This is a genomic window from Polaromonas sp. P3_A5 (genome assembly GCF_056403055.1).
On sequence record NZ_JBFUGF010000001.1, the window covers coordinates 2,032,213 to 2,051,456 of the forward strand.

Genomic DNA, 19,244 nt, shown 5'->3' on the forward strand with positions numbered 1-19,244 from the left:
TTCGCCCACAAAAAAGCCGACAGGAGTCGGCTTTTTTTGTTTTAAAAGCGAGAAATCAGCGCTTCGCCTCGAAAATCGGGCCGCCCAGTTTGCTGCCGGCCTTGATGCGTTTTCGCGCAAACCAGCCCTTGTTCATTTCCAGGACAAAGCGCACGGGTTGGGCAGAGCAGTGTGGGTCTGTGGTTTGAGGTTTCATGTCGGCGAGGTTCACGATGGTGCCGTCATCCGCCACAAAGGCGGCGGTCAGTGGCAGCAAGGTGTTTTTCATCCAGAAGCACTGCTGGGCTGGCTGCTCGAAGATAAAAATCATGCCTTCCTGTTGCGGCATTTCCTTGCGGAACATCAGGCCGATTTGCCGCTGTTCCGGCGTGAGGGCCACCTGTGCCTCAATCAGGTGCATGCCGGCCGACAGCTTGACGCGCTGTAAATTCATCTGGGGGCCGTCCTGCGCCGAAGCACCCAGGGGCACGAACAAGGCGGCAACAGCCAGCATCTGGGTGAGGCCCTTGAACGCCCCACGAAAAAAGACAGTACCGGGTTCGAAAAACATAGAGTCACCACGCATGAAGTTGATCGGCCAGCATAAACGACGCGCATAAAAAATGCCCGCACGCGGCGGGCATTTTGACCGAAGTCACCAGGAATTACTTCTTGGCTTCAGCTTTTGCTTTTTTGGCGGCAGCAGCTTCGGCTTTCTTGGCTGCAGCGGCTTCAGCTTTTGCTTTCTTGTCAGCAGCAGCTTTTTCTTTCTTTGCGGCCTTGGCAGCAGCTTTTTCTTCTTTGGTCATTTTGGCTGGCTTTGCTTCAGCTTTGGCTTCTGCTTTTGCAGCAGGAGCGGCTGGCGTTGCGGCAACAGCTGGCTTGGCTGGGGTAGCCGCAGGAGCGGAAGCTTGTGCGAAAGCACCAGCAGCGAAGAGGCCAGCGATCAAAGCAGCGAGGATTTTGTTCATTTGGAATTTCCTTTGATAACGTTATTGGAAAAAATACCCCGAACTTCTCGGAGGCCCTACCGTAACGAGGCCGGTTCCAAAGCCGTTGACACGATGCCCCCAAATTCTTTTGCTGTACGGTTTTACGGCTAGAATTTAGGGGTTTTTACCTAACTGTTGCGTGGCGTGCCCTTGGACGCCTTGCGCTTACCGGAGACTTTTGTTCATGTATCAGCACATCAAGGTGCCTTCCCAAGGCCAAAAAATCACTGTCAATGCCGACAACTCGTTGAACGTACCTGACGAACCCATCATTCCGTTCATTGAAGGCGACGGCACCGGCGCAGACATTACGCCGGTGATGCTGAAAGTGGTTGATGCTGCTATTGCCAAAGCCTACGGCGGCAAGAAAAAGATCCACTGGATGGAAGTGTTTGCCGGTGAAAAGTCCACCAAGGTCTATGGCCCGGACGTCTGGCTGCCAGAAGAAACCCTGCACGCTGTTCGTGACTACGTCGTGTCGATCAAGGGTCCGCTGACGACCCCTGTGGGCGGCGGCATCCGCAGCCTGAACGTGGCGTTGCGCCAGGAGCTGGATCTTTACGTCTGCCTGCGCCCCATCCAGTATTTCAAGGGCGTTCCTTCGCCCGTCAAAGAGCCTGAAAAGACCCACATGGTCATCTTCCGCGAAAACTCGGAAGACATCTACGCCGGTATCGAGTTCGAGTCCGGCAGCGACAAGGCCAAAAAACTCATCAAGTTCCTGCAGGACGAGATGGGCGTCAAGAAGATTCGCTTCCCGAACACCTCCGGCATCGGCATCAAGCCGGTTTCCAGCGAAGGCACCGAGCGCCTGGTGCGCAAGGCCATCCAGTACGCCATCGACAACGACAAGCCCAGCGTGACCATCGTGCACAAGGGCAACATCATGAAGTTCACCGAAGGCGGCTTCCGTGACTGGGCTTATGCCCTGGCCAAGAAGGAATTCGGCGCCGTGGAAATTGACGGCGGCCCATGGATGAAGTTCAAGAACCCCAAGACCGGCAAGGAAATCACCGTCAAGGACAGCATCGCCGATGCTTTCCTGCAGCAGATCCTGCTGCGTCCCGCTGAATACAGCGTGATCGCCACCCTGAACCTGAACGGCGACTACGTGTCCGACGCGCTGGCTGCCCAGGTCGGCGGCATCGGCATCGCCCCCGGCGCCAACCTGAGCGACACCGTCGCCATGTTTGAAGCCACCCACGGTACTGCGCCCAAGTATGCTGGCAAAGACTACGTGAACCCCGGCTCCGAGATCCTCTCGGCCGAAATGATGCTGCGCCACATGGGTTGGACCAAGGCTGCCGACCTGATCATCAGCTCGATGGAAAAATCCATCGACTCCAAGAAGGTCACTTATGACTTCGCCCGCCTCATGGAAGGCGCAACCCAGGTCAGCTGCTCCGGCTTTGGCCAGGTCATGATCGACCACATGTAAAGCTGGCTCAGCCGGTTTTTCCGAGAACCGCCCGGGAGCAATCCCGCGGCGGTTTTTTTCTTGGCCACGGAAAAGGAAAAAAATCACGCTTGAATGTCGCGTTCCCGCCACCAATTTCCCTATCAGGCGCACTGGACTACATCGGTGGCTAGAATGAATTCCATGGCAACCAAGTCTCCAAAATCCCCTAACTCTCCGGTGCAGCCCCCAGTCCCGGCTATCAAGCCCGATAACGGCAATGGGGGAGAGTCGGTCGTATTGGAGCGCCGGCCGCAAAAGACCAAGCCCCCGCAGATGTACCAGGTGGTCCTGCTCAACGACGACTACACCCCCATGGAGTTCGTGGTGGTGGTGATCCAGGAGTTTTTCAACAAGGACCATGACACCGCCACGCAGATCATGCTGAAGATCCATCTGGACGGCAAAGGTGTCTGTGGCGTGTTTTCCAGGGACGTAGCGGCGACCAAGGTGGACCAGGTCACCGAAGCTGCCCGGAAAAACGGCCATCCGCTGCAGTGTGTCAGTGAGCCCATTGAATAATCGTAAATCCGGCCAATATTCCCTTCATAAGTCAGTAGAGTTAACCCAAGCAAGCCGAAAGGAAGATCAATGATTGCCCAGGAACTAGAAGTCAGCTTGCACATGGCGTTTGTCGAGGCGCGTCAGCAGCGCCACGAGTTCATCACCGTTGAGCATCTCTTGCTTGCCTTGCTGGACAACCCCAGTGCAGCCGAGGTATTGCGCGCCTGCTCAGCCAATGTGGACGACTTGCGCAAGTCGTTGGCCAATTTCATCAAGGACAACACCCCGCAGGTCGCCGGCACCGACGATGTCGACACGCAGCCCACGCTGGGCTTCCAGCGCGTGATCCAGCGCGCCATCATGCACGTGCAGTCCACCGGCAATGGCAAGAAGGAAGTCACCGGCGCCAATGTGCTGGTCGCCATTTTTGGTGAAAAAGACTCCCACGCCGTGTATTACCTCCACCAGCAGGGCGTGACCCGCCTGGACGTGGTGAATTTCATCGCGCACGGCATCAAGAAGAGCGATCCACCCGAGCCAGCCAAGGCCGGCGAGAGCGCCGCCGAGAACGAAGAGGGCGGCGAGAAGAACGAAAAAGCCTCACCGCTTGAACAATTCACCGTCAACCTGAACCAGCTCGCCAAGGACGGCAAGATCGATCCGCTGATCGGCCGCCAGTATGAAGTCGAGCGCGTCATTCAGATTCTCTGCCGCCGCCGCAAGAACAACCCGCTGCTGGTCGGTGAGGCCGGTGTGGGTAAAACCGCGATTGCCGAGGGCCTGGCCTGGCGCATCACGCAAAAAGACGTACCCGAGATCCTGGCCGAAGCCAATGTGTACTCGCTCGATATGGGCGCATTGCTGGCCGGCACCAAGTACCGCGGTGACTTCGAACAACGCCTGAAGGGCGTGCTCAAGGCATTGAAGGACAAGCCCAACGGCATCCTGTTCATCGACGAAATCCACACCCTGATCGGTGCCGGTGCGGCCTCGGGCGGTACGCTGGATGCGTCCAACCTGCTCAAGCCGGCGCTGTCCAGCGGCCAGCTCAAGTGCATCGGCGCGACCACCTTCACCGAATACCGCGGTATCTTCGAAAAAGATGCGGCCCTGTCGCGCCGCTTCCAGAAGGTCGATGTGGTCGAGCCGACCGTGCAGGAAACGGTCGACATCCTCAAGGGCCTGAAGTCGCGCTTTGAAGAGCACCACAGCGTCAAGTACGCCGTGGCTGCCCTGCAGGCTGCCGCCGAGCTCAGCGCCAAGTACATCAACGATCGCCATCTGCCCGACAAAGCCATTGACGTGATCGATGAAGCCGGCGCTGCCCAGCGCATCCTGCCTGCGTCCAAGCGCAAGAAGATCATCACCAAGGCCGAGGTCGAAGAGATCGTGGCCAAGATCGCCCGCATCCCGCCCGCCAATGTCTCCAACGACGACCGCGGCAAGCTGCAGACGCTCGAGCGGGACCTGAAAAGCGTGGTCTTCGGCCAGGACAAGGCCCTTGAAGTGCTGGCCTCTGCCGTCAAGATGGCGCGCTCCGGCCTGGGCAAGGACGACAAGCCGATCGGCTCCTTCCTGTTCTCCGGCCCCACTGGCGTCGGCAAGACGGAAGCTGCCAAGCAACTGGCCTACATCATGGGCATCGAGTTGATCCGCTTCGACATGTCCGAGTACATGGAACGCCATGCCGTGAGCCGCCTGATTGGCGCGCCTCCGGGTTACGTCGGTTTTGACCAGGGTGGCTTGCTGACTGAGGCCATCACGAAGAAGCCGCACGCCGTGCTGCTGCTTGACGAGATCGAAAAGGCGCACCCGGACATCTTCAACGTGTTGCTGCAGGTCATGGACCACGGCACGCTGACGGACAACAACGGGCGCAAGGCCGATTTCCGCAACGTCATCATCGTCATGACCACCAACGCCGGTGCCGAGACGATGAACAAGGCGACCATTGGCTTTACCAACCCGCGCGAGTCCGGCGACGAGATGGCCGACATCAAGCGCCTGTTTACGCCCGAGTTCCGCAACCGCCTGGACGCGACTGTCAGCTTCAAGGCGCTGGACGAAACCGTCATCCTGCGCGTGGTCGACAAATTCCTGCTGCAGCTCGAAACGCAACTGGCCGAGAAGAAGGTGGAAGTCACCTTCACCGATACGCTGCGCAAGTACCTCGGCAAGAAGGGCTTTGATCCGCTGATGGGCGCCCGCCCGATGCAGCGCCTGATCCAGGACACGATCCGCCGTGCGCTGGCCGACGAGCTGCTGTTTGGCCGGCTGACCGACGGTGGCCGCCTGACGGTGGACATGAAGGTCACGACGGACGAGAAGGGCGTTGAGACCGGAGAAGTCCAGCTCGACATCCAGCCGCTGCCGAAGAAGGAAGGTAAAGCCAAGCCGGAAGCCGAAGCGGCAGAAACCAACTGACCATTCGCTGATCGAGCCGATCCAGCGGCGCGGATAGTTTCCGCGCACCCAAAAAAGGCCGCTAGCATCACGCTATCGGCCTTTTTTCATTTCGCCCGCGCCCCAACCCCAGAGACACCCCGCTTTGACCCTTCCCGAACTCAGCTCAGAATGGAAAACCGGCCTCTCCCTGGTCTGGAGTGCCTACATTGCAGTGCTGTCGGTCTGGATCGTGATGCAAAAGCGCGCGCCGGTCTCCACCATGAGCTGGATCCTGTCGCTGGCCCTGCTGCCGTTTGCCGGCTTCGTGATTTACTACTTCCTCGGTCCCCAGCGCCTCAAAAAGCAGCGCCTCAAGCGGCTGCGCAGCCGCGCCGGTGCGCGTGGCGATGCCGATCTGGCCCAGTTGCAGGGCGTGGCCGAAAGAGCACCTCCGGCGCTGCGGCAGATGACCGCCCTGGGAACCGCCGCCTGCGGCCTTCCGGTGTCCAGTGCCACAGGCGTCCAGCTGCTTTCAGGCGGGGCGCATACCTTCGACAGCATCTTCCAGGCGATCCGCGACGCCCGCCATCATGTGCACCTCGAGTACTATATTTTTGAACCCGACCGCATCGGCACTGCCCTGCGCGACTTGCTGGCCGAAAGGGCCGAGCAGGGCGTCAAGGTGCGGCTGCTGGTCGATGCGCTCGGCTCCAAGCGGCTTGGGAGCCGGTTTCTGGCACCGCTGGAGGCCGCCGGCGTCGAGGTTGCATTCTTTCACGATACCCGCATAGGCCGCCGCCTGCGCCCGGTGACCAACTACCGCACCCACCGCAAGATTGTCGTCTGCGACGGCCGTGTCGGCTTCACGGGCGGCGTCAACATCACCGATGAAGAAGACCGGCGCACCCGCGCCGATGCCTACCATGATGTGCACCTGCGCATTGAAGGCAGCGCGGTGCGGTGGCTGCAGACCACCTTCCTGGAAGACTGGACCTATGCCACCGGCGAATCGATAGCCGACACGGACGGGACCCTTCCGCACCTGCTGCCCCTCCTGGTGCCCGACGAAGAAGCCGGCGACATCCCGGTGCAGGTAGTGACCAGCGGGCCGGACAACATGCTGGAGCCGATTCACCGCATGCACCTGGCCGCCATCAATGCCTCCACCCAGCGCGCCTGGTTGACCACGCCTTACTTCGTGCCAGGGGAGCCCGCGCTGATGGCTCTAACCAGCGCTGCACTGCGCGGCGTCGACGTGCGCCTGCTGGTGCCGCGCCGCAGCGACAGCTTTGTCGTCAGCGCCGCGGCGCGCTCCTACTTCGACGAACTGATCGCCGCTGGCGTCAAGGTCTGGGAGTACAAGGCCCGCATGCTGCACTCCAAAACACTGGTCGTCGACGACAGCTGTGCCATGGTCGGCACCGCCAATTTCGACAACCGCAGCTTTCGCCTCAACTTCGAAGTGATGGCCGTGGTCTACGGCCCCGCGCTGGCAGGGCCGCTCGCTGCGCAGTTTGAAACCGACCTGCTCAGCGCCGCGCCCGTGCGCGCACATCGCCCCCAGAACTTTTTGATGCGCCTGCTCGACGCCACGGCGCGGCTGTTTTCACCCTTGCTCTAATTACCTACTTCGAGTTCTTCATGCCCCACACCTTCCTCTGGCACGACTACGAAACCTTCGGCATCAACCCGCGCCGCGACCGGCCCGCGCAGTTCGCCGGCATTCGCACCGACGCCGAGCTCAACGAAATCGGCGAGCCGCTGATGATTTATTGCAAGCCGGCCAACGACTACCTGCCCAATCCAGAGTCCTGCCTGCTCACCGGCATTACCCCCCAGTTGTGCATGGAGCGTGGCGTGGCCGAGCACGAATTCGCCGCGCAGATCGAAGCCGTTCTGGCCGAGCCGGGCACGATCGGCGTGGGCTACAACACCATCCGCTTCGACGACGAAGTCACGCGCTACATGTTCTGGCGCAACCTCATTGACCCCTATGCGCGCGAATGGCAAAACGACTGCGGCCGCTGGGATCTGCTCGATGTCGTGCGCATGGCCTATGCGCTGCGGCCCGAGGGCATCACCTGGCCGCTCAAGCCCGACGAACGCAGGCCGGACGACGCCAGCGCCGTCCGCCCCAGCTTCAAGCTCGAAGACCTGGCGCGTGCCAACGGCCTGCTGCACGAGTCGGCGCACGACGCCCTGTCTGACGTGCGCGCCACCATCGCGCTGGCCCGCCTGATCCGCAAGGCGCAACCCAAGCTTTTCGACTTTTGCCTGGGCCTGCACAAAAAAGACCGTGTGGCCGCGGAGCTGGGCCTGCCGACCAGCCCGCAAACGGCCCAGCCGTTTTTGCACGTCTCGGGCATGTTCCCGCCAGAGCGCGGCTGCCTGGCCGTCATGTGGCCGCTGGCAACGCATCCGACGAACAAGAACGAGCTGCTGGCCTGGGACCTGTCGCAAGACCCAAGTGAGCTGCCTTTGCTCGACGTTGCCACGCTGCGGCAACGCCTCTTCAGCAAATCGGCCGAGCTGCCCGAAGGCGTGCTGCGCCTGCCCATCAAATCGGTTCACCTGAACAAGTCACCCATGGTCGTGCGCAAGCTCGCCACGCTGTCGCCGGAGATGGCGGCCAAATGGAATGTAGACATCCCCGCAGCCCTGGCCAACGCCGAAAAAGCCGCCGGCCTGCCCGACATGAGCGCCATCTGGCCCGAAGTGTTCCAGCGGCCCAAAGAACCCACGCCGGATGTTGACGAAGACCTGTACGGCGGCTTCATCAACAACACCGACAGGCGCCGCCTGAACCAGCTGCGCGCCTTGCCCCCCGCCGAGCTGGCCCATGCCCGCATCGGCTTTGACGACGAACGCTTGGGGGAGCTGGTGTTTCGCTACCGGGCGCGCAACTTTGCCGAAACCCTGTCGCCCGAAGACGCCGAACGCTGGGAAGCGCATCGCGCTGCGCGCCTGCTGGAGGGTGAGGGCGGGGCACGCAATGTGGATGCGCTGTTTGCCGAGATTGATGTGTTGGCGGAGACGGCAGATGAGAAGGGGCAGGCGGTGCTTGAGGCGCTTTATGAGTATGCGGAGATGATTGCGCCTGAGGACTGAGGCGCACAACCGGGCTCAAGGCGCGTCTTTTCTCCAGCCGGGATAGGGAAAAGGTGGCAATACCTGTTGTGAAGTCTTCTTGCCAGTATCGCGGTACACAAACTCGATTCTGACAACTCGCCATTTTTGCTGGATGAGTTTGAGATAAACCGTATAGGCATTGGGATCTCGCCCGAAATCTCCGACCTCACCGACGACCGCCACAGCATTTTCGGTATCGACCGGGCTTACGCTGGTGACAAAGTGGCCAGCGCCGGTGCCGAGGTAATAGGACTTGGCGAACAGTTCCACATTGGCTTCAAGGTTTTTTTGAGAAACCTCAGACAGCATTGACTGGGCATAGCACCCTGCAGACAAAGCCGTTATTGCTGCCGAAAAGAAAATCCGGCAGACGGTGTGTGAAATATTCATGGCGTGTGGAATTGATGTTCAACCACGGTGGCGTGTTTCACGCAGATCATAGATGCTGAGGGCGGCTGGCCGGGGGTTGCCCGGCGGCAAGTAACTTTCTTTTGCTTCGCCAAAAGAAAGTCACCAAAGAAAAGGCGACCCTGCTGTCTGCGACCCCTTCGCTTCGCTACGGGGCAACCTGCGGTGCTCGGTTCAGGCGGGGTCTCGCTCGAACTCGCTTCGCTCAGACAATCGCGATCCCTGATCCGCCTGAACCTGCGCTCCTCGGCGCAGACAGAAGGGAAGGGGCAATCGGGTGCGGGAACCGAAGACAAATGCCAGCTCCAATACCGACAAGGACTCGCCATGGCGAGTCCTTGTTTCTTCCGGTATTCGGCTGTTAGGTATTCCTTCCCCAACCCCTTGTGGATGCGCCGAGGAGCACAGGGCCAGACGGATCAGGGCAAAAACTTGTTTGAGCGAAGCGAGTTGTTTTTGACCCCGGCTGGACCGAGCACCGCAGGTTGCCCGCAGCGAAGCGAAGGGACGCAGGAACCAGGGTCGCCTTTTCTTTGCTTACTTTCTTTTGGCGAAGCAAAAGAAAGTGAGTTGCATGCCGGGCAACCCCCGGCCAGCAACCCTCACCAAAGAGCGCGCCGCATCAAACCAACAACAACCTCAAAAGAAGACTGCTATCAATTCAATAGCTGCTCGCGCTCGTCCCCATTAACCGCAACGCCTATTTTTCAAAAAATCAACCCTCAAGCCGCAGCCCGCTCCACCAAAGGCGCATAAGCCCCACCAAACCGGTTCCCCAAAAAATCCCCCAAAGCAATATCCTCCTGCCGCACAAACCCCTGCGCAGGCAAACGCCCGTTAGCCAGCAAATCCAGCACCGTGCAAATACCAGCCGCCGTGGTGATCTGGATCGCACTGCGCAGCACGCCCCCGACCACGTGGCTGTATACCTTGTGGGCGTAGGTCTCCTGCATCAGCCGGCCTTCGCGCTGGCCGCTCACGGTGACGAACACGATGACCACGTCCTGCATCGTTGTGGGCAGGGCGTTTTCCAGTATGTCTTTCAGTACACCGCGGCGGTCGCGCAGGCGCAGGTCGTTGAGCAACGCCTTCATGATGGCCGCGTGGCCGGGATAGCGGATGGTCTTGTAGTTGAGGTTGGTGACCTTGCCCTGCAGCGTCTCGCACAGGGTGCCCAGGCCGCCTGAGGTATTGAAGGCCTCGTACGTCACGCCGTCGAGCGAAAACTCCTCATGCTCAGCCAGCGGCGGCACCTGGCGCAGCACGCCTTCCACAATGGCTTCGCAGGGTTCGCAGTACTCGTTGATGACGCCGTCGGTGCTCCAGGTCAGGTTGTAGTTCAGCGCGTTCGACGGGAACTGGGGCAGGGCGCCTACGCGCATGCGCACGCTGTGCAGGCTGTCAAAACGCCGGCACAGGTCGGCCGCCACGATAGACACAAAGCCCGGCGCCAGGCCGCATTGCGGGATCAGCGCTGAGCGCGCGGTGCCGGCCAGCTCCCGCACGCGCCGCGTGCTGGCCACGTCTTCGGTCAGGTCCAGGTAGTGCACACCGGCTGCCACGGCAGCTTCGGCAATCGATGTGGTGAGGTGGAACGGCGCCGCGCTGAGCACCGCAAACTGCCCTTCAAGCGCTGCGCGCAGGGCGACAGGGTCGGTGACGTCCAGCACCTTCAATTGAACCCCGGCGCCGGCCTTGATACCTGCAAGTGCGGCCTGCGATGCGTCCACCACCGTCACCGCGTAGTCCTGGCTGGAGCCCAGCAGGGCGGCAATGGTTGAGCCGATTTTGCCTGCGCCTACGACCATGATCTTTTTCATATCCGCTCCTTGATGGGCCCCTCCAGGTGAAGGGCGTTGACTGATTGTGGAGCGCAGCACCGGCGGTTGGTAGTATCAATTTATACAAATAGAAGTCATAATTTAGTGAAATAGAAGGCATCTACCATCTATTTGCCTACCCTGCTTTAACCATAGTCACGCCCGGCACATGAATCTCGACGCCATAGACCAGATACTGCTCAGCGAATTGCGTGAAAACGCGCGCTGCCCGGTGGCTTTGCTCGCCCGCAAGGTGGGTTTGTCGCGCACCGCGGTGCAGGCCCGCATGGAGCGGCTGGAGCGCGACAAGGTCATCACCGGCTACGGCGTGCGCACCGGCGACGCGTATGAGCAGTCGCAGGTAGCCGCCCACGTGATGCTCACCGTCGGCCCCAAGCTGTCGGGCCCGGTGGAGGCGGCGCTACGCAAGATTCCGGAGGTCCGCTCACTGCTCTCCGTCAGCGGCACGTTCGACATGATCGCCATCGTGCAGGCCGGCTCGATTGAGCGGCTCGATGCGCTGATCGATGGCATCGGCCTGCTCGACGGGGTCGAGCGCACCAATACATCAGTGGTGCTGTCTACGCGCATTCAGCGCTGACATCTTGCTGCTGGCGCCCCTTGAACGTGGCGCTCCTGCCGCCAGCCGATTGCTATACATTTAATAGCGGCTCGCGCCCGTTGTAATTGGTGAAAGGCCATTTTTCTTCCAAAAAAATGATGCTTCCGGACTCAAAAATGGCTTCCTGTCGGCCAAAAAGCACGTCCAAAACGGCTTTTCAGACCGATTTCAGGCATCAAATTGGCTTCCAGTCCAATCAGGATCTGCGCGAGCAGCTATTGATTTGATAGCGAATACGGCCTTACACAGCACCCGCCGGCCAAGGCGCATGCTTGCCCATCACGCCTTCATACAGCACGCTGGTTTCAAAGCGCGCCAGCCAGGTCTGCACCTGCGGCCAGGGTTGCGCGGCAAACCAGGCCGCATCGGTATGTGCAAACTGCCGCACAAACGGCAGCAACGCCATGTCGGCCAGGCTGGCATGCGTGCCGAAGAGCCAGCCGCCAGCCAGCACGGTTTCCAGCTGGCCCAGCCAACTTGCGCATGCAGCCTGGTGTGACAAGGCAAAGCCCGCGTTGTCGCCTGCGGCTTCTTCGGGGTAGCGATTCGGGTATTTGTAGCGGTCCAGGCTGCGCTTGAAGGCACCGTCGTTGCCGGCAACCAGCGCGAGCATGTCATCAAGAGAGCCCTGCGGTGATGTGAGCCAACCCTCGGGATCATTGCGCCGCAGCGCCCACAGCATCACGTCCAGGCTTTCATCAATGACTTCGCCACCGGGCAGCACCAGCACCGGCACGGTGCCTTTGGGCGAAGCGTCCAGCATTTGTGCGGGCTTGTTCTTCAACACGACTTCACGCAGCTCATAGGGCTCGCCGCTCACGGCCAGCGCCAGGCGGGCGCGCATGGCATACGGGCAGCGGCGAAAGGAATAGAGGACGGGCAGGGCGCTGTTCATGGCCTGAAACACCAGGTGCTTCAGGTGCCGGATTGCCGCACGCCGATGTGCGCGGCATTGCGCGCTTCGGCCAGCTCAACCTGGCGCTGGCGCTCGCGGTAGCCGGCTTTCTGTTCTTCCGTCGTCTTTGCATGGCAGTGCGCGCAGCTCACGCCCAACTCGTACAGCGGCGACTGGCGGTCTTCCTCGCTCAGCGGATCGCGGCACGAGCGGCACAGCGTGAAGGCGCCGGGCTTGAGGCCGTGGCCGACGGACACACGCTCGTCAAACACAAAACATTCGCCTTCCCAGGTGCTTTGCGCCTCGGGCACGGTTTCCAGGTACTTGAGGATGCCGCCCTCGAGGTGGTAGACCTCCTCGAAGCCTTTGGAGCGCAGCAGCGCGGTGGATTTCTCGCAGCGAATGCCCCCGGTGCAGAACATGGCTACCTTCGGCTTTTTGCCGTCATGCGCCGCCAGCTTGCCGCCTTCGGCCATTTCGCTCTCCACCCAGCCGGGCAGCTCTGAAAAGCTGCTGGTGTGCGGGTTGATGGCGCCGTGGAAGGTGCCGATGGACACCTCGTAATCGTTGCGTGTATCGACCAGCACCACGCCCGGTTCGTTGATCAGCTGATTCCATTCCTGCGGCTTGACGTATTCGCCGGCCATCAGCGCGGGGTGGACTTCCGGCACACCCATGGTGACTATCTCGCGCTTGAGGCGCACCTTCATCCGGTAAAACGGCATGGACTCAGCCCACGCTTCCTTGTGCTCCAGCGTCGCCAGGCGCGGGTCACTGCGCAGATAGGCCAGCACGGCGCGCACACCTTCTTCAGGCCCGGCAATCGTGCCGTTGATGCCTTCTGCCGCAAGCAGCAGCGTGCCCTTGACACCATGGGCCTCACACTGCGCCAGCAGCGGCGCCTGCAGCTCGGCGAAATCGGGCAGCTCAACGAACTGGTAAAGGGCGGCGGTCAGGAATTCGGGCATGAGAAAACAGGCGAAAAGCGAAAAGAAATGTGCGGTCGTTCAAAAGAGGGCAAACAGGGCAAAGGCCGGAAAGCACGAAAAGACTCTAAACGGTGCGTGTACGCGCTGAAATGGCGCTGATAACGCGCCGAAATGGCACAAGCGCTCCCAGGCTCCATCGTAGCGGCTCGGGTTTTAGCATTTTGTAACCCCGATTTTGTGACGGAAAGCGCCGAATTCAATGTTTTATGGCCATGCTGGTAGACATTTTGTTGCAATGCAGCAAAATGACCGTGTACTTATTGATCTGGCGCAAATACCTTCCTGGAAATCAAAGTAGACGCAGACCTCGAACCGACCCCAGATGGCCCCACCACTTTTTGTCAAACCATGTCCAGAAGCATAAGCAGTCTTTGGCTTAAAAGCATGCGCCGCATGGGCAAGGCCCAGCAGGCGCAGGGCTTGCGGCTGTTTGAAAGCCTGCTTCCCAAGGTCACGCCGACGTTGCCTGCCACCACAACGCCGCGCCGGCGCAGGCCCGGGGTCAAGCTGTTGAAACCGGTGGTTGTCCGGCCCGCCAAAAAAGCCCGCCGGCCCACGGCGGCACAGGCCCGCGCCGCAGCCGGGTTGCCCGGCACCTGGCGCAAGGCCTGGTTTACCTTGCCCGGGGACGGCTTGCTGACGGATTCCCGGCGCATGCTGTATTGGCTGTATCTTCCTGCCGCGGCCGCTACGGCCACTACGGCCATTACTGCCGGGGTTCCCGATGCCCCTGCAGCACCGCGCCCGCTGGTGGTCATGCTGCACGGCTGCCAGCAGACGGCGGCTGACTTTGCAGCGGGCAGCCGCATGAACGAACTGGCCGAGCGCAAGGGTTTTGCGGTGCTCTACCCCCAGCAATCCAGTGCGGCCGACGCCCACCGCTGCTGGCACTGGTACAAGCGGGCCACACAAAACGGGGAGGGCGATGTGGGCGTGATCGCCGCCATGATTTCCCAGGTGCAGCAAAAACACGGGCTTGACGCTTCACGAACTTACGTTGCGGGCCTGTCGGCCGGCGCCGCGCTGGCGGCCATCGTGGCACTGCGCCACCCGGAGTTGATCGCGGCCGTGGGCATGCATTCCGCACCCGTGTTCGGCACCACCCACTCGCCCTTCAGCGCCTACCGGGCCATGCAACACGGCTCGGGCTCGTCTTACGATGCGGTGGCGCGCTTGTTTGCCAGCGACCAGCCGGCGTTCCCGGGCATGCCGGCCATCCTGATCCATGGCGACAACGATGCCGTGGTGCGGCGGGTGAACGCCGAGCAACTGGCCGAGCAGTTCGAAATCATCAACAACCCGGTCATTACCCAAAATGCGGCCCGCCTCGAGCCGGTGGTTCGCCGTTACCCCGAGCGCCGCAGCGGCAGGCGGCCACGCCATGCCTACCAGACCACGACCTGGTACGCCGGCCGCAAGCCGCAGCTGGTGAAGTGCGACGTAGACGCCCTGGGCCACGCCTGGAGCGGCGGAGACGCCAGCATGGAATACAGCGAGCCTGAAGGCCCCGACGCCACGCTGATGATGTGGACGTTTTTCACCTACCACCGCCGCAATGCCGCTCCGGCCGCGGCAGGGCCTGGTGCGGCGAAGTAGCTGAGCCTGAATCTGCTATTAAATCAATAGCTGCTTGCGCTTGTTCCTTGCGGGCTGCAGCCTGTTTTTTCTTAAAACCATCAGCGCGGCAGCAGCCCCGCCATAAAACCGTCTACCGCATCGGTATACCCGCCGGGCAGGCCCAGCGTGGTGTTGACCTGTTCGTGCGTCAGGTCTTGCGGCAGCACGCTGGCCCGCACGCCTTTGGCCGTCACCTTCGCGGCAAAGTCACGCGATTGTGCGCAGGGGTCATCCGCCCGTTGTGTCGAGCAGACCAGCAGCATCGGCGTGGCGTCAGCCGCCAGCACGCTGGTGGGCGACACAGTGCGCCAGTAGGCCGGGTCAGTGCCAAATACGCGGTCATAAAACCGCATGTGCCGCGCTTTCATGATGCGCTCAAGGTCCAGCGCGGCGCTGTCAAGTGCCACAGTGCCTAGCCACGGCCTGGCGCCTGACGTATAGGCCAATGCCGGCGAGGCACCCAGCAGTGCCACCAGGTGTGCGCCCGCCGAATGCCCCATAAGAATGACCTTGGCCGGATCGCCACCCCACGAGGCGGCCATGGCCTGCGTCTTGGCCAGGGCACTGGCCACATCGCGCGCCTGCACCAGCGGGTCAACCTGCGGCGACAGGCGATAACCCACCGACACCAGGATGTAGCCCTTCTGCTTGACCCACCAGGCCACCTTGTTGTCGGTCACGTTGGCCATCGCCTTGTTGCCCACCATCCAGGCACCGCCGTGCACCATGACGATGACCGGTGCGTTGGCTGCCGGCTGCTGCGGCAGGTAGGCATCCATGCGCTGGCGCGGGTCTGTGCCGTAGGCGATGTCGGGGATTTGGCGCACACCGGCCGGTACGGTGGACCTGGCGGTTTTTCTCGCCAGGCGGCCGCTGTCCTGCTGGGCAGGTGCCGGCCCGGCGTAGAGAACCGCGGTGAGCACCAGCGCAAGCGTCGGCCAGTGTGTGAGGAGGCGAGGGGCAAGGGACATGTCATGGCTCCAGTGGTATTGCGGCGGGCAGGCCGGACAGCATATCCGGCCCGCCTCTGACCTTGTGCGTCAACGATGGGTCAGGCATTCGGGCTGCGCGATGCGTAGTCGTCAGCCGGCCGGTTTGCGCGAGCCTTTTTTCGATGCCACAAAGGTCTCGATGTCGGCCAGCGAGATAGTGCCTGCATGGCTGGCGTCGATGGCGTCAAAGTTTTTGTACACCTTGGGCATTTTTGCCTGCGCCTCCTCGCGGGTCAGCTTGCCGTCCTTGTTGGTGTCGGCCGCCTCAAAGCGCTTTTGCAGTTCGGTACGGGCTTTTTCCAGGCGGGCGGCATTGGGTGCCTGGGCATGGGCTGCGGTACCTAGTGTCAGCAGACCAATGATTGAAAGTGCGCGGAGATTGAACGAGGGGGTCATGAGAGTGCTCCAAAAAAATGAAAGTGAAGGTCGAAATTTTGAAAACCGGATTTGATGAAAGGCCCAGGCGCGCTCAACGCGACGGGCAGCTCATCGCCGCGCCGGCAGCGTCATAGCAAGTTGTGCTGCGGGTAACGCCGGTGGCCTGGTTGTAGGACGCCGTGCTTTGCACGCTGTTGCCGGTGGCAGCGCTGGTGGCCGTGGTGTTGCGGCTGGCGTTGACGGCGCCGTCAGCGGTTTTGCTGCTGCTGCCGCTGCTTTCCACGCTGCCTTTGGCCCCGGTGGCGGCAAAATTGCCACTGCGCTGTGCCGAACCGTCCGCGCTGCGGCTGGCCTGGCCGGTGCGCACGGCGGTGGCGCCGTTGGGGCCTGTGGTGGAGGCGCTGCCCGCTGTGCTGGCATTGCCCTGCCCGTCGGCGGTGGTGCTGCGGTTGCGCACCCGTGTGCCGCCTTGCGGGCCCTGGCGGGTGACTGCCCTGGTGGCGGTGGCGCTGCCATCGGCATGGGTCCGCACCACGTGGCGGCTGGCCGCTTCGGCGGGGGTGGCAAAACCTGCGGCCAGCAGGGTGCATGTCAGGGCGGTGGTCAGGGCAGTGGCGGAAAGCATGGTTTTCATGGTGAACTCCTTGAAGGTTGACGTTGAACGGTGAAGGGTCTTGAGATTCCGGCCGCATTGCAGCGCCGTGATGTCACTGTGGCCGCCAGATGTGAGCCAGGCATGGCTGCAGGCGGCCTCTTGATGACAAGGCATGAGCAAATCCCGGCTTTGTCATCGTTTGTCATGATTTGCCGGGCGGGCGGCCAGACGCGGGCCGCTACCATGGGGCATCTTTCTTGCGACGGGTGTTTTCTTATGGTTGTTTCCAGCGCGCTTTTGCAGACAGGCCTTTCACGATGAGCGAGCCACTGGCCCGGGTCCTGGTGGTCGACGACGAGGCCGACCTGCGCAGCCTGCTGCAGCGTTACCTGAGCGATCAGGGTTACGCCGTGCGCACACTGGAAGACGCCAAAACCCTGGACACCCTGCTGGCGCGTGAGCGCTTCGACGTGCTGGTGCTCGACGTCATGATGCCGGGCGAAGACGGCCTGGCGGTGTGCCGCCGCCTGCGCGCGCAGGGTGAAACCATTCCCATCGTGATGCTCACCGCCCGCGGCGACCCGGTGGACCGCATCGTCGGGCTGGAAATGGGCGCTGACGACTACCTGCCCAAGCCCTTCAATCCCCGCGAGCTGCTGGCCCGCATCCAGGCGCTGGTGCGCCGGCAGCGCATGCTGGGCGCGCACAGCGGCCCGCTGCCCGGCCAGGGCACGGTGCAGTTTGGCGCCTTCACCTTGAAGCTGGAAGCACGCCGGCTGGAAAAAAACGGTGAAGACGTGCCGCTCACCACCGGTGAGTTCAGCCTGCTGCAGGCGTTGGCCCTGCACCCCAACCGGCCGCTGGGCCGCGACAGGCTGATCGAGCTGGCCTACGGCCGCGACCACGAAGCCACCGACCGCAGCATCGACGTGCAGGTCATGCGCCTGCGCAAGCTGATTGAGTCGGACCCTTCCCAGCCGGTGCACATCCAGACCGTGTGGGGCGTGGGGTATGTGTTTGTGCCGGAAGGCGGTGCGGCAAAAAACGGCAAGGCGGGCAAGCCGTGAGGCTATTTCCATGAAGCTGTTTCCACGCAGCCTGTTCGGCCGCAATGTGCTGCTGATCGTGGTGCTCATTGTGGTCGGCCAGCTGGCCAGCGCGCTGCTGGTGCGCCAGCTGATCATCAAGCCGCGGCTGGCGCAGCTGTCGGTGGCGGTGGCGCGCAATGTCAGCTCCATCCGTGCCGGCCTGGCCGCCATGCCGCCCGCGCAGCGCGAGGCCTTTGTGGCGCAGTTCAACCGCCGTGCCATGCAGGGCATTGCCGATGACGACGAGGGTGACGGCCGTGGCGAACGCCGGCTGCTGAGCCGGCTTGAGCGGCGCTTCGTCAATGAAGCCTCGCGCGGCATTGCGCTGGAAGGCGAGGGCTCCGAGATCATCTGGCGCCGCGAAGCCGGCGGCAGCCTGGCGGTGCGGCTGCGCCTGGATGGCGCCGACCATTGGGTCAACCTGCCCGGCGTGCTGCCGGCGCGTGAATTCACCGGCGCCTGGGTCGTGACATCATTCGCCAGTGCCTTGCTGGCCTTGCTGGGTGCGCTGTTGATTCACCGTTACCTGAACCAGCCCTTGCGCCGCGTGATGGCTTCGGCGCACACACTGGCGGGCGGCACCAGCCCGCAGCCGCTGCCCGAAGACGGCCCGACGGAAATCGCCGACCTGAGCCGCAGCTTTAACCAGATGGTGCGCAGCCTGGCCCAGGCCGACGACGAGCGCACGCTGATGCTGGCCGGGGTGTCGCACGACCTGCGCACACCCCTGACCAAACTTCGCCTGGGCATCGAGATCCTGCGCGACAAAAGTGATCAAGGCGACGATGAGCTGATGGCCCGCATGACGCGCGGCGTGGAAGAAATGGACGCCATCATCAGCCAGTTCCTGGACTTTGCCCGCAGCACCGAAAGCGAAGCGCCGGCGCCGGTGGCGCTGGATGTGCTGGCGGCTGAGGTGGCGGCCGCCTCGGCTGGCCACGGCATGCCGGTGGCGCTGCAGGGCGGCAACCCGCCGCCCGTGCCCTTGCGCCCGCGTGCGATGCGCCGCGTGCTCACCAACCTGGTCGAAAACGCCTGGCGCCATGGCCTGCCGCCGGTCACGATGGTCACCGGCGTACAAGGCGACTCGGTCTGGATAGCGGTGACAGACCACGGCGCCGGCATCGACGCGGCGCAGGCCGAGGCTTTGAAACAACCGTTTCGCCGCGCTGAAAGTACGCGTACCGGCCCGCCCGGCGCAGGGCTGGGCCTGGCCATCGTGGACCGCATCGTGCGCACGCATGACGGCAAGTTTGAACTGCTGCCTGCCGACGGTGGGGGCCTCTGCGCCCGGATCACGCTGCCGCGGGCCTGAAAATACCCAAAAAAAGGCCTCAAAAGGCCTTTTCAAGCATCAAAACGGGCTGCAGGCCAATAGAGACGAGCGCAAGCAGC

General features: G+C 62.2%; 18 protein-coding genes. 9 read left to right on the top strand and 9 right to left on the bottom strand.

All coding sequences use genetic code 11. The features are described 5' to 3' along the window. Positions 1-55: 55 nt before the first annotated feature. Both AC1DU8_RS09635 and AC1DU8_RS09640 read right to left on the bottom strand, forming a co-directional pair. The gene (locus AC1DU8_RS09635; protein ID WP_477666040.1) at positions 56-493 is read right to left on the bottom strand and encodes a DUF192 domain-containing protein; all 438 of its coding nucleotides are present in this window, start codon (positions 491-493) and stop codon (positions 56-58) included. A 151-nt stretch (positions 494-644) separates the two neighbouring features. Continuing rightward, positions 645-950 carry a hypothetical protein gene (locus AC1DU8_RS09640; protein WP_457280763.1) on the bottom strand — a complete coding sequence of 102 codons (306 nt, stop codon included), beginning with the start codon at positions 948-950 and terminating at the stop codon, positions 645-647. A gap of 199 nt (positions 951-1,149) precedes the next feature. Between AC1DU8_RS09640 and icd the strand changes: the two genes are divergently transcribed. The 5 genes from icd (at position 1,150) to sbcB (ending at position 8,424) form a co-directional block, all read left to right on the top strand. Continuing rightward, a complete protein-coding gene (gene icd / locus AC1DU8_RS09645) occupies positions 1,150-2,409 on the top strand; it encodes an NADP-dependent isocitrate dehydrogenase (RefSeq protein WP_477726679.1) in 1,260 nt (419 codons plus the stop codon). Positions 2,410-2,571: 162 nt separating this feature from the next. Further along, a complete protein-coding gene (gene clpS, locus AC1DU8_RS09650; protein WP_457280765.1) occupies positions 2,572-2,949 on the top strand; it encodes an ATP-dependent Clp protease adapter ClpS in 378 nt (125 codons plus the stop codon). Positions 2,950-3,018: 69 nt separating this feature from the next. Next, a complete protein-coding gene (clpA, locus tag AC1DU8_RS09655) occupies positions 3,019-5,355 on the top strand; it encodes an ATP-dependent Clp protease ATP-binding subunit ClpA (protein WP_457280766.1) in 2,337 nt (778 codons plus the stop codon). Positions 5,356-5,479: 124 nt separating this feature from the next. Beyond that, complete coding sequence (gene cls, locus AC1DU8_RS09660; RefSeq protein ID WP_457280767.1) at positions 5,480-6,937, top strand: cardiolipin synthase; 1,458 nt, start codon at positions 5,480-5,482, stop codon at positions 6,935-6,937. A 20-nt stretch (positions 6,938-6,957) separates the two neighbouring features. Continuing rightward, positions 6,958-8,424, top strand: coding sequence for an exodeoxyribonuclease I (gene sbcB / locus AC1DU8_RS09665; RefSeq protein WP_477726680.1), 1,467 nt, complete (start codon positions 6,958-6,960; stop codon positions 8,422-8,424). A 15-nt stretch (positions 8,425-8,439) separates the two neighbouring features. Here the strand turns inward: sbcB and AC1DU8_RS09670 are convergent, their stop codons facing one another. Beyond that, entirely contained in the window at positions 8,440-8,835 is a 396-nt protein-coding gene (locus AC1DU8_RS09670) for a hypothetical protein (RefSeq protein WP_457280769.1), read from the bottom strand. Positions 8,836-9,575: 740 nt separating this feature from the next. Next, positions 9,576-10,673, bottom strand: coding sequence for a saccharopine dehydrogenase family protein (locus AC1DU8_RS09675; RefSeq protein WP_477665953.1), 1,098 nt, complete (start codon positions 10,671-10,673; stop codon positions 9,576-9,578). A gap of 169 nt (positions 10,674-10,842) precedes the next feature. On the opposite strand from AC1DU8_RS09675, the gene AC1DU8_RS09680 reads away from it, so the two are divergent. Continuing rightward, positions 10,843-11,274: an Lrp/AsnC family transcriptional regulator gene (locus AC1DU8_RS09680; protein ID WP_457280771.1), complete on the top strand. Its 432-nt coding sequence runs from the start codon at positions 10,843-10,845 to the stop codon at positions 11,272-11,274. A 262-nt stretch (positions 11,275-11,536) separates the two neighbouring features. Here AC1DU8_RS09680 and AC1DU8_RS09685 read toward each other — a convergent pair whose 3' ends face one another. Both AC1DU8_RS09685 and trhO read right to left on the bottom strand, forming a co-directional pair. After that, positions 11,537-12,190 (bottom strand): glutathione S-transferase, encoded by a 654-nt coding sequence (locus AC1DU8_RS09685; RefSeq protein WP_477726681.1) that lies wholly within the window; start codon positions 12,188-12,190, stop codon positions 11,537-11,539. A 20-nt stretch (positions 12,191-12,210) separates the two neighbouring features. Continuing rightward, positions 12,211-13,158 carry an oxygen-dependent tRNA uridine(34) hydroxylase TrhO gene (gene trhO / locus AC1DU8_RS09690; protein WP_457280773.1) on the bottom strand — a complete coding sequence of 316 codons (948 nt, stop codon included), beginning with the start codon at positions 13,156-13,158 and terminating at the stop codon, positions 12,211-12,213. 369 nt (positions 13,159-13,527) lie between these two features. Between trhO and AC1DU8_RS09695 the strand changes: the two genes are divergently transcribed. Next, a complete protein-coding gene (locus AC1DU8_RS09695) occupies positions 13,528-14,775 on the top strand; it encodes an extracellular catalytic domain type 1 short-chain-length polyhydroxyalkanoate depolymerase (RefSeq protein ID WP_457280774.1) in 1,248 nt (415 codons plus the stop codon). 80 nt (positions 14,776-14,855) lie between these two features. Here AC1DU8_RS09695 and AC1DU8_RS09700 read toward each other — a convergent pair whose 3' ends face one another. From AC1DU8_RS09700 to AC1DU8_RS09710, 3 genes are all read right to left on the bottom strand, one after another. After that, the gene (locus tag AC1DU8_RS09700) at positions 14,856-15,767 is read right to left on the bottom strand and encodes an alpha/beta hydrolase (protein ID WP_477700514.1); all 912 of its coding nucleotides are present in this window, start codon (positions 15,765-15,767) and stop codon (positions 14,856-14,858) included. Positions 15,768-15,878: 111 nt separating this feature from the next. Beyond that, on the bottom strand, positions 15,879-16,184 hold the full coding sequence (locus AC1DU8_RS09705) for an EF-hand domain-containing protein (protein WP_457280776.1): 306 nt from the start codon (positions 16,182-16,184) through the stop codon (positions 15,879-15,881). 73 nt (positions 16,185-16,257) lie between these two features. Continuing rightward, positions 16,258-16,800 (bottom strand): hypothetical protein, encoded by a 543-nt coding sequence (locus AC1DU8_RS09710; RefSeq protein ID WP_477665959.1) that lies wholly within the window; start codon positions 16,798-16,800, stop codon positions 16,258-16,260. Positions 16,801-17,078: 278 nt separating this feature from the next. Between AC1DU8_RS09710 and ompR the strand changes: the two genes are divergently transcribed. Next, positions 17,079-17,828, top strand: coding sequence for an osmolarity response regulator transcription factor OmpR (ompR, locus tag AC1DU8_RS09715; RefSeq protein ID WP_477665960.1), 750 nt, complete (start codon positions 17,079-17,081; stop codon positions 17,826-17,828). A gap of 10 nt (positions 17,829-17,838) precedes the next feature. Further along, positions 17,839-19,164 (top strand): ATP-binding protein, encoded by a 1,326-nt coding sequence (locus AC1DU8_RS09720; protein ID WP_477665961.1) that lies wholly within the window; start codon positions 17,839-17,841, stop codon positions 19,162-19,164. The last annotated feature ends 80 nt before the right edge of the window (positions 19,165-19,244 follow it).

What these genes read in the sequence shown, in the direction of transcription:
- AC1DU8_RS09695 (WP_457280774.1), top strand. Translation starts at nt 13,528, where the DNA reads ATGTCCAGAAGCATAAGCAGTCTTTGGCTTAAAAGCATGCGCCGCATG.
- sbcB (WP_477726680.1), top strand. Translation starts at nt 6,958, where the DNA reads ATGCCCCACACCTTCCTCTGGCACGACTACGAAACCTTCGGCATCAAC.
- AC1DU8_RS09685 (WP_477726681.1), bottom strand. Translation starts at nt 12,190, where the DNA reads ATGAACAGCGCCCTGCCCGTCCTCTATTCCTTTCGCCGCTGCCCGTAT.
- AC1DU8_RS09635 (WP_477666040.1), bottom strand. Translation starts at nt 493, where the DNA reads ATGCTGGCTGTTGCCGCCTTGTTCGTGCCCCTGGGTGCTTCGGCGCAG.
- AC1DU8_RS09720 (WP_477665961.1), top strand. Translation starts at nt 17,839, where the DNA reads ATGAAGCTGTTTCCACGCAGCCTGTTCGGCCGCAATGTGCTGCTGATC.
- AC1DU8_RS09680 (WP_457280771.1), top strand. Translation starts at nt 10,843, where the DNA reads ATGAATCTCGACGCCATAGACCAGATACTGCTCAGCGAATTGCGTGAA.
- clpA (WP_457280766.1), top strand. Translation starts at nt 3,019, where the DNA reads ATGATTGCCCAGGAACTAGAAGTCAGCTTGCACATGGCGTTTGTCGAG.
- AC1DU8_RS09705 (WP_457280776.1), bottom strand. Translation starts at nt 16,184, where the DNA reads ATGACCCCCTCGTTCAATCTCCGCGCACTTTCAATCATTGGTCTGCTG.
- AC1DU8_RS09670 (WP_457280769.1), bottom strand. Translation starts at nt 8,835, where the DNA reads ATGAATATTTCACACACCGTCTGCCGGATTTTCTTTTCGGCAGCAATA.
- ompR (WP_477665960.1), top strand. Translation starts at nt 17,079, where the DNA reads ATGAGCGAGCCACTGGCCCGGGTCCTGGTGGTCGACGACGAGGCCGAC.
- clpS (WP_457280765.1), top strand. Translation starts at nt 2,572, where the DNA reads ATGGCAACCAAGTCTCCAAAATCCCCTAACTCTCCGGTGCAGCCCCCA.
- AC1DU8_RS09640 (WP_457280763.1), bottom strand. Translation starts at nt 950, where the DNA reads ATGAACAAAATCCTCGCTGCTTTGATCGCTGGCCTCTTCGCTGCTGGT.
- AC1DU8_RS09710 (WP_477665959.1), bottom strand. Translation starts at nt 16,800, where the DNA reads ATGAAAACCATGCTTTCCGCCACTGCCCTGACCACCGCCCTGACATGC.
- AC1DU8_RS09700 (WP_477700514.1), bottom strand. Translation starts at nt 15,767, where the DNA reads ATGTCCCTTGCCCCTCGCCTCCTCACACACTGGCCGACGCTTGCGCTG.
- trhO (WP_457280773.1), bottom strand. Translation starts at nt 13,158, where the DNA reads ATGCCCGAATTCCTGACCGCCGCCCTTTACCAGTTCGTTGAGCTGCCC.
- AC1DU8_RS09675 (WP_477665953.1), bottom strand. Translation starts at nt 10,673, where the DNA reads ATGAAAAAGATCATGGTCGTAGGCGCAGGCAAAATCGGCTCAACCATT.